The sequence below is a fragment of the bacterium genome, from assembly GCA_027622355.1.
Classification (GTDB): domain Bacteria; phylum UBA8248; class UBA8248; order UBA8248; family UBA8248; genus JAQBZT01.
On record JAQBZT010000112.1, the window covers coordinates 1 to 8572 of the forward strand.

At 62.8% G+C, this 8572-nt stretch carries 9 protein-coding genes; 2 read left to right on the forward strand and 7 right to left on the reverse strand.

The window, feature by feature from the left end; translation table 11 throughout:
* Window positions 1–909, forward strand: a 909-nt coding sequence (locus O2807_08005) for a hypothetical protein (GenBank protein MDA1000443.1), incomplete at its 5' end; no start/stop codon positions are given.
* 56 nt (window positions 910–965) lie between these two features.
* Here the strand turns inward: O2807_08005 and O2807_08010 are convergent.
* From O2807_08010 to O2807_08040, 7 genes are all read right to left on the reverse strand, one after another.
* Entirely contained in the window at window positions 966–2009 is a 1044-nt protein-coding gene (locus O2807_08010) for an endonuclease/exonuclease/phosphatase family protein (GenBank protein ID MDA1000444.1), read from the reverse strand.
* A gap of 92 nt (window positions 2010–2101) precedes the next feature.
* A complete protein-coding gene (locus O2807_08015) occupies window positions 2102–2398 on the reverse strand; it encodes a hypothetical protein (protein ID MDA1000445.1) in 297 nt (98 codons plus the stop codon).
* Window positions 2399–2419: 21 nt separating this feature from the next.
* The gene (locus O2807_08020; GenBank protein ID MDA1000446.1) at window positions 2420–2596 is read right to left on the reverse strand and encodes a hypothetical protein; all 177 of its coding nucleotides are present in this window, start codon (window positions 2594–2596) and stop codon (window positions 2420–2422) included.
* Between the two features lie 91 nt (window positions 2597–2687).
* Window positions 2688–3734 carry a succinylglutamate desuccinylase/aspartoacylase family protein gene (locus O2807_08025; GenBank protein MDA1000447.1) on the reverse strand — a complete coding sequence of 349 codons (1047 nt, stop codon included), beginning with the start codon at window positions 3732–3734 and terminating at the stop codon, window positions 2688–2690.
* Window positions 3721–4626, reverse strand: a complete 906-nt coding sequence (gene rimK, locus O2807_08030) for a 30S ribosomal protein S6--L-glutamate ligase (GenBank protein ID MDA1000448.1) — start codon at window positions 4624–4626, stop codon at window positions 3721–3723. The genes O2807_08025 and rimK overlap by 14 nt, the downstream gene beginning before the upstream one ends.
* Window positions 4623–5159: a RimK/LysX family protein gene (locus tag O2807_08035; GenBank protein MDA1000449.1), complete on the reverse strand. Its 537-nt coding sequence runs from the start codon at window positions 5157–5159 to the stop codon at window positions 4623–4625. Before O2807_08035 ends, rimK begins: the two co-directional genes overlap by 4 nt.
* 1014 nt (window positions 5160–6173) lie before the next feature.
* Complete coding sequence (locus O2807_08040) at window positions 6174–7469, reverse strand: diadenylate cyclase (GenBank protein MDA1000450.1); 1296 nt, start codon at window positions 7467–7469, stop codon at window positions 6174–6176.
* 243 nt (window positions 7470–7712) lie between these two features.
* On the opposite strand from O2807_08040, the gene O2807_08045 reads away from it, so the two are divergent.
* The coding region (locus O2807_08045) for a hypothetical protein (protein ID MDA1000451.1) at window positions 7713–8572 on the forward strand (860 nt) is incomplete at its 3' end.

Genomic DNA, 8572 nt, shown 5'->3' on the forward strand with positions numbered 1-8572 from the left:
GAGGTTCTACGTCAAAGGCGAAGGGGTGAGGCGCTCTATCGAGTGGCTGATCAAACGGCTTATCAAGATAAAAATATTTATTCTTTGGAAAAATTGAAAGTCATAAAGGACTTCATCGACAAGAAAAAGAGCAAAGAGCGATTTGCACTATTTTTTGAACGTACCATTCCTCAAAAAAACTGTGTTTTTTTTACCTTTGAGAATAATTTGAAAATCCCTATGGACGAGCTACCCGCTAGTTCTTGTGAGATATATATAAGCGAATGGTCACGCTTGGCATCGATTGTGGTGCGCAAAAAGACAATGAAATCTGTGTCTGAGGCAATTTGGGGATGGCCGAAATACGGGACATCAAGTTTAATAGATCCGGTTGATTTTTTAATAAGTCTTGACGATTCCGAAGTAAAAGGTTTCGAGAACTTGGGGTTGAAGTTTACTTCTTCGTTTGTTCCGGTAAATGTTGTAGCAATTCCCGGATTCGTTGATGTATGGAATTATGCTTCTAAAGAATTCGGAAGTTCTGTTTGGGGTCTGAAAATTATTCCTGCAAACTCTATGTTAATGCAGGCGAAAAAACCTGAAGAAAGAGATAAAATAAATATCCCAATTGACATACGTTTATTGCAGTTCAGGAAATTTAACAAATTTGTTGTATCTGACGAAATAGCATTAGAAAAAGTTGCTGCTAAGATTTATGGAGACAGTAAATTTTGGGGGATGCTTCATCAAATGAATTGGGGATCGTACGAAGATCCTTTTTCCTTGGAGGCGAAACAAGTAATATTTTTTCCGTCTGTTGGGTTCATTAAAGAATTTGAAAGAAAGAAGAACTTTCGGTTTATTCCCAAAATGATCCCGTATATCGACAAGGAGTCAAATTTACATAAAATTATTTCTCTTATTGAGTGAATTCCCCCCCTGATTAATCCTATCCACCAACCCCAACACCCCCGTCAACCCCTCCTTCACTCCACATCCAGCTCCACCCACAGCGGCCGGTGGTCGGAGATGTGGTGCTTGACGTGGCGGTTGAAGAGGCCGATGGCGCGGCTCTTGGGCAGGGTCTCCTCGAGGCGCTCCCAGAGCGGGCGGAAGAGGGCGTTGTCGAAGTCGAACACCCCCTGGGCCGTGATGCGGCGGCCGATGCTGCCCGGGGCGAAGGCCATCTGATCATAAGTCTTGTCGTTCCCGAGGTTCGAGCCCGCGGTGCGCGAGACGTACTCGACGGGCTTCCAGCCGAATTTGATCAGTGCCTTGTAGGTGCTCTCCTCCGGGTCCATGGCGGGGACGTTCATGTCGCCGAGCAGGACGATGTCCTTGTCGTAGGTGGTTTTCTTCTCGCCGAGGCGCGAGCCGGCCCACTTGCTGAGGGCGAAGATCTCAAGAACGCGGCGGGCGTACTTTTTACGGAGCTCGCGCGTTTTGGAGTCCTGAAATTCCCCGAAGTAAAGATGGACGTTCGCGAGGGTGAAGTCGATCGCTCCGCACGCGAAGGAGCCGATGTAGGGGTTCCGGTCGAAGGGGACGAAGCGGTGGCTGGGGAAAACGTCCACGTGCTCTTTTTTGTCCTTGCCGCGCCACCTGACCCGGACGGTGTGCTTGGGATACGAGGAGGGGCGCAGCGCGAGCTCCCCGAAAAGGCTCCGCGGCCGGACCTTGTCCTTGCGGTAGACGTAGGCGAGCCGCTCCTCGTTGCCCGCCGTGTCGGTCATGATGTAGCCGAACGAACTTCCCGCCTCCTGAATCACGGACTCGAAGGTTTTGTAGTTGTCGTTCACCTCCTGCACCGCGATCAGATCGAAGCGCCGGAGGATGTGGGCGATGACCTCGAGGGCGTCCGCCGTCCGCTTCTGCGCCCCCAGGTTGGCGATGTTCCACGTGGCGAGGAGCAGGCGGCCCGGCCGGGATTCCGGGACCTCGCGTTCGCCGAAGAGTCTCGTGATCGCGGCCTTCTCCTTCGCGGCCTCGAAGCGGTGCTTGGGGGTTGGTCTTTTAAACGGGATGGCCATGGGCGTTTCTCCTCAGGATAGAGGGGATGGTCGTGAAGGAGTCCTCCCGCCGGCAGGAGCGCCGCCCGATGGAAGCCTTCAAGTCCGCGCCCTCAATCGTAGGCGGGGGGCGCCTCGCCCGCCCCCAGGACGTGGATGCGCTCTTCCATCTTCGGCGGCTGGGCCAGGGTGTTGTGGAGGGGACAGTTGGCCAGCTCATCGAGGAGCATGGCTTTTTCCGCCTCGGTGATCTCCCCCCGGAAGTAGTAGTCGGTGGTGATCTTCGCCAGGGCGAGCTTCCGCCGCTCGGGGTCGGCGTGGTAGCCCGCGTGGAATTTCGGGGTGATGTTGCGCTTGAAGTTGACGTGGACCTCGGCGCCGTCCACCCGGATGCCTTTCTCTTTCGCCACTCCCAGCAGCGTGAGGAGGCCTCAGCCGGCGTAGCCCGCCGCGAAGAACTCAAAGGGCGTCGGGGCGAGGTCCGCCCCGCCGCGGCTCTCGGGCTCATCGAGAATGACCGAGTGCCTGCCGGTGGTGGTGATCATCTGCATCTGGGTTCCCTGCACGGAGCGCAGGATGACCTGGGGGGTGTGGGGCCGCTCGGGCATGAAAGCTCCTCCTCGAAGATAAACCGCAAGCGAAAAGAGAAAGCCAATCTCGCACTTCGGCGGCGGGCTGGCAACAGGGAGGCCGCGCCGCCTAGACGGGCGGGCCGCTGCCGATCTCCTCAGCTTCCTCGTGCTGGAGGATGCTCACGCGCGCGCCGGCCGCGACGACATCCCTCGCCCGGGCGATGTGGACGAGGGCGTCTCCCTGGTTCACGACGGGAAGGTTCGTCGCGCCGATGATGACGCCGCTCTCGCGGGCGTTGACCTCGACCTGGGACTCGCCGAAGGGATCGACGATCATGCCGACCTGCTGATTTTCCCGCACGGTGGACCCCCCCCGCAGCACGGTGTGGAAGATGCCCCCCGCCGGGGCGCGCACCCAGTAGCTCGAGTGGACTTCGAGCGGCTGGACTTTCCGGAGCGAGCGCCTTTTGCGGGTCATCCCGATTTCCGACATGACGCCGAGGATGCCGTTGAGCCCGACGCGGATGGCGAGCTCGTCGAGCCGGAGGGCTTCTCCCCCCTCGTAGAGCACGATGGGGATGTTCATGTCGCGGACCACATCGCGCAGGGAGCCCTCCAGGGGGTCGGCGTGCAGGGTGACGGGGGCGCCGAAGGCGCGCGACATCTCGCGGATCTCGGGCTTGGTGAGGTCGCAGCGGATCTGCGGGAAGTTCGGCCGGTGGATGGCACCGGTGTGCAGATCGATCCCGTGGGTGCAGCGTCGGACGATCTGTTCGGTGAACAGGGAGGCGAGCTGGGCCGCGAGCGATCCGTTGGTCGAGCCGGGAAAGGAGCGGTTCAGATCGCGCCGGTCGGGCAGATAGCGCGTGCGCGAGATGAAGCCGTAGACGTTGACGACGGGCACGGCGATCAGGGTGCCGCGCATCCGGAAGAGGGTGGGGGAGAGCAGAAGCCGCCGGATGATCTCCACCCCGTTGATCTCGTCCCCGTGAATGGCGGCGGAGACGAAAAGGCGCGGCCCCGGCCTTCTGCCGTGGACCACCTTCACCGTCATGGTGACGGGCGTGTGATCGAACAGCAGGGAAAGCGGCAGATCGATCGTGCGCTGCTCGCCCGGGGGAACGCCCTGCCCTCCGATCTCGAAGGGGGCCTGAATGGACCTATCCTTTGCCACGGGTCTTCGTCTTGTTGGGCTGGGCGTTTTTTTCGATGAACTGGATGATCTGCCCCGCCACGTCAACGCCCGAGGCCGTTTCAATGCCCTCGAGGCCGGGGGAGGAGTTCACCTCCATGACGACCGGTCCGTGATGGGAGCGGAGCATGTCCACCCCGGCGACGTTGAGCCCCATGATCCGCGCCGAGCGGACGGCGGTCGAGCGCTCCTCGGGGGTGATCTTGGTCCGATCGGCGTGGCCGCCGCGGTGGAGGTTCGAGCGGAACTCGCCCTCGGCCCCCTTGCGGGTCATCGAAGCCACCACCCGGTCGCCGATGACGAGGCAGCGGATGTCGGTGGCCTCGGCTTCCTTGATGAACTCCTGGACGAGGATGTTGGTCTTGAGCCCGCGGAAGGCCTCGATCATGCTCTGGGCCGATCGGGGCGTCTCGCCGAGGACCACGCCGATCCCCTGGGTGCCCTCCAGCAGCTTGATCACCACCGGGGTGCCGCCCACCATCTCGACCAGATCCTCGCTGTACTTGGTGGAGTGGGCGAAGCCGGTCACCGGCAGGCCGATCCCCCGGCGGGAGAGCAGCTGCATCGAGCGCAGCTTGTCGCGTGAGCGGCCGATGGCCACCGATTCGTTGAGGGGATAGACCCCCTGCATCTCGAACTGGCGCAGGACGGCGAGGCCGTAGAAGGTGACCGATGCGCCGATGCGCGGGATGACGGCGTCGAAGCCCTCGACGCGCTCCCCCTTGTAGCGGATCTCGGGCCGGTGGGTGGAGATGTTCATGTAGACGCGCAGGGTGTCGAACACCTCGATCTCATGGCCGCGCTTCTCCGCCGCCTCGATGAGGCGCCTGTGGGAATAGAGCTTGGGGTGCCGGCAGAGCAGCGCGATCTTCAATGCCGTTTCTCCTTGTGGGTGTGCGAAAGATGGAGGGGGGCTGGACGCCACCCTGTTTTCTCCCTCGGCCGGCCCGCGAGATATGACCGGCCCGGGTCGACGAGAAAGTGGCCGCGCAGCGCGGTACGTCCGATGAGGAGATCGAATTTCATGGTGGCCCGATCGGTGAGGGAGACCTCGGCCTCCCACGTTTCGCCCCCGAGCTCGATCAGGGTGTGGATGAAATAGCGGTGCTCGCGGTGGCCGCCGGAGTTGGTCACCATCCGGCGGTCGGCGATGGGGGCGCTGCAGAGCCGACGGGCATGGGGCCGGGCGGTGTCGGGGATCACCCCGAAGCGGATCCACGTCTCCCCCGCCTTCCGAAAGGGCTCCGGATCGAGGGCGTGCAGGGCGGACGTGCGCGCCCCGGTGTCCACCTTCGCCTTCATGGCGGGAATGTGCAGCATGGGCAGGCGGACCCACTCGCTGCAGCCGATGATCTTTTTCGGCAGCCGGTGTTTCAGCTTTTTTCTCGGAGAATGCGTTTTTTCCATCTTTCTCCATACTCCCGGCGGGCAAACCCCCGCTTCAAGGGCGGAATATGGCAATTTTGGGGGCCGGGGTCAACGGGATAGAGCGGAAGCCCGGAAACGGGCAAAAAGAGAGCGGGGCATTGCACCCCGCTCAATGTGCTCTCTGTCTCTTGCGGCCGGGACGTCTCCCTGTCGCCGCGCCGGGAGAATCGTCTCCCGTGTCAGTTATGCACCGTATACCTGGTGATGGCTTCCTGCGGGGCCGGTGCGCAATTCCCCGGGAAGCTTCGAAAACTTCCCTGCGTGCATGGCTCACCTTTCCGGGCGTTGCTTCCTTTGTTCGCCCTTCGTCGTCAACCGTTGCTTCGCCAGATTTCACTCGGAGCGGGCATTGCTGTCGTTTTCTTTCTCCTTTCCTGTTCTTCTCTCTCCCGCTCCGCCTTTCGGATCCCCGGCCCTTGCCGGGGGAGCGGCCGGTGCTCCGGCCGTTTTACTGATTGGCCCTCCCGGAAAAAATATGGGAAGCGGGCCGCGATCACGCAAGGGGTTTTTGATTTTTTTTTTGGTGTACGCGTTCTTTCGGGAGCGCACAAAAAAAAACGAGCGGGGCATCGCACCCCGCTCAATGTGCTCTTTGTCTCTTCCGGCCGGGAAGAATGTTCCCTTTGGCCGTGCCGGACGGATAGCCGCCCGCATGGGTTGTCAGCTTTTGATATCCCTCCCCGATCGGCTGACGGAACGATCCGGGGAGCGGTGTAGCTGAACTTGCAGCACCTGATTCCTCTGGGGCCGCACTTGTAGTACCTGATGCCTCGGTAGCTTCATCGAGCCCCTCCATCGGGAAAACCGACGCCCTTGGAGCCGCTTCCCCCCGTGGCTCCCCCCGGCTCTTGCCGGGTGCAGGCCGGTGTCGCCGGCCGACGCAAGGACCCTCTCTCGTATTCGAGATTTTAGCGGTCCTTTCACTATGAAATATGAGTTCCCGGGCGCCGGAGCGCAAGGGGAAAAGGGACCGTTTTCACGAGAAGAAATGAGTCATTTCGCCCCGGCTCCCGCCGCTGCGGAACGCCGCTGCGGCCGGGGGGTGGCGGCCTGTTTTTTTTGGGTTCTCAGGAGGATTTTCAGGGTCTGCGGAAGGAACCCCGAGAGGCGGACGCCATCGGGCAGATCGATGTGGCGCGCGCCGAGGGAGAGCTCGTGCCCGCCCTGCTCGAGCCCCTGCAGGTTGACGGCGAGCCGGAGTCTGCCCGGGTCGAGAAACTTGAGCAGATCGTCCCGGCCGCGCAGGCGCACCTGCACGCTGCGGGGCGCGGCGCCATCGAGCACAAGCCCCGGCGGCATGTTGTAGAAAAAAACGCGCACCGTGTACGTCTGCTCCGCCCGCGCGGTGAGCTGGGCGAGAATGTCCTGCGGGTTCTGCCGGTGGTAGGCGCCCACCACCCAGAGCATGATCACGGCGGAGAGCACGGCGAGCTTCGGCCGCCAGTTCCGCGTCAGCGTGGCCCGCGTCAGCGCCCATCTGTTCCGCTGGCCGTCCTCCCGCCGGTGAAGGTGCGACACGATCCAGGAGGCGAGGGCCTCGGGGCTTTTCACGGGTTGGATCTGCCCCCCCTCGACGGTGGACACCTCGCCGCGCTCCTCGGAGACGACGACGGCGAGGCAGTCGGAGTTTTCCGTGATGCCGATCGCGGCGCGGTGGCGCGTGCCGTAGGCGTTCGAGAGATCAAAACTCTCCGAGAGGGGAAGGACGCATCCCACCCGGTAGATTCTTCCGTCCTGGATGTAGATGGCGCCGTCGTGGTAGGAGCTCCCGATCCCAAAAATGGTCTCGAGAAGCGCGGGCTGGATCTCGGCGTTGATCTCCTCGCCCGGGCTGCGCATGAGGGATTCCAGGGCGTCGGTCCGCTCGAGGACGACGAGGGCGCCGATGCGCTTTTCGGCGAGCCGGAAGAGGGATTGCGCGGCGGCGGCGATGTTCTCATCGGTGAACTTGACGCGGCGCGCGCTCCGCAAAATGCTGGGGAGCCGCCGCATCGGATTCATCTGCATGAAAATCCGCAGGATGTCCCGCTGGAAGGTGATGAGGAAGAAGATCAGCCCCGCGAGCCAGAGCGCCCAGAGGAGAAACGCGGTCAGCGTGAGGCCCGCCGCCTGCGCCACCATGTAGCTGAGCCACACCGTAAAGACGCGCAGGAGCAGCCGCATCGCCTGGGTGCCGCGGAAGCGGATGTAGATCTGGTAGGCGACGAACCACATGATGGCGATGTCCACGATGTACGCCCACGGCAGCGAGCCGAGCAGCCTGCCGGGAACGATTGCTTCGAGTCCCATCCTGCCTCTCCCCATCGCCGGCCGCCGGGCCGGCGCGCCTTTTCGCCATCCTCGCCCAGCGCGCCCGCGCTGACAAGTTCCCCGTTTTTTTCCGGTTTGCGGAACCACCCCGATTTTCCTGCACCGCGATCCGGGCGGCGTTGTCTTACATTCCCATCCACGGCGGCCGCTCCCCGCGGCCGCGCGCGGCGCCCGGTCCGGGCCCCGCGGAAAACTCGAAAAGAGAGGAAGCCGAACATGCAGATGAGGTGGCGATCAGGAAAAAGGGGCGCTTCGGGGACCGGCGATACGGCGAAAAAGCCGCAGAGCATGCGGCTCACCGGTCAACTGCTCCGTGCCCTCGGGGCCGAGAGCGGGGATCCGAAGGAGCGGCCCTGGGATTTCGAGGTGCTCATCGCGCGGCCCGGCCCCTCGCGCGATGGCTCCTGGTTTCTGCCCGCGGCCGTGCTGCGGGCGGCGGCCCCGCTCTTCGAGGGGGCGCAGGCCTTCGCCAACCACGCGGAGGGGAAGGGCCCCGACATCAAGAACCTCGTCGGGTGGCACCGGCAGGTGCGGATGACGGAGGAGGGGCTCCTTAGCGCCTTCGCGGTCTCGAAATCCGCCGCCTGGTTTCACGCCATGGCCAACGACGCGCTCGAGCGGGGCATCGCCGAGCCCTTCGGCTTTTCCTTCGACGTGATGGCCGAGGCCGAGATCGCCGAGGGGGAGGCGGGCCGGGTGCTGCATTTCCGGAAGATCGTCGCGGTCAATTCCGTTGACGTGGTGCACAAGGGCCGGCTCGGAGGCGCGCTGTTGGGGCGCGCCGCGGCCGGCGTTTCCGACGTGGAGGACAAGATGCTGGACAAAGTGTTTGAGAAGCTTCGTGCGGCGGCGCCCGGCGCCGCGGAAAAACTGGGAGCGGGCTGGACGCCCGGCGAGCTCCTCGCCGCCTGCGAGGAGGCGGGCCTCGAGTGGTCGCTCGATGGCAGGGAGAAAATGAAGGAAGGCGCCGCGCGCGCGCGCGTCCTTGCGGCGCGGCTCGCGGCCTCGGCCCTGCCCGAACCTGTGCAGGAGAAGGTGCGCGATCAGTTCCAGGGCGCGGACTTCAGCGAAGCAGAAGTCGA

Bases quoted from the DNA above. Each gene is read 5' to 3' on its own strand.
- O2807_08010 (MDA1000444.1), bottom strand. From the start codon at position 2,009: ATGGCCATCCCGTTTAAAAGACCAACCCCCAAGCACCGCTTCGAGGCC.
- O2807_08020 (MDA1000446.1), bottom strand. From the start codon at position 2,596: ATGCCCGAGCGGCCCCACACCCCCCAGGTCATCCTGCGCTCCGTGCAG.
- O2807_08035 (MDA1000449.1), bottom strand. From the start codon at position 5,159: ATGGAAAAAACGCATTCTCCGAGAAAAAAGCTGAAACACCGGCTGCCG.
- O2807_08040 (MDA1000450.1), bottom strand. From the start codon at position 7,469: ATGGGACTCGAAGCAATCGTTCCCGGCAGGCTGCTCGGCTCGCTGCCG.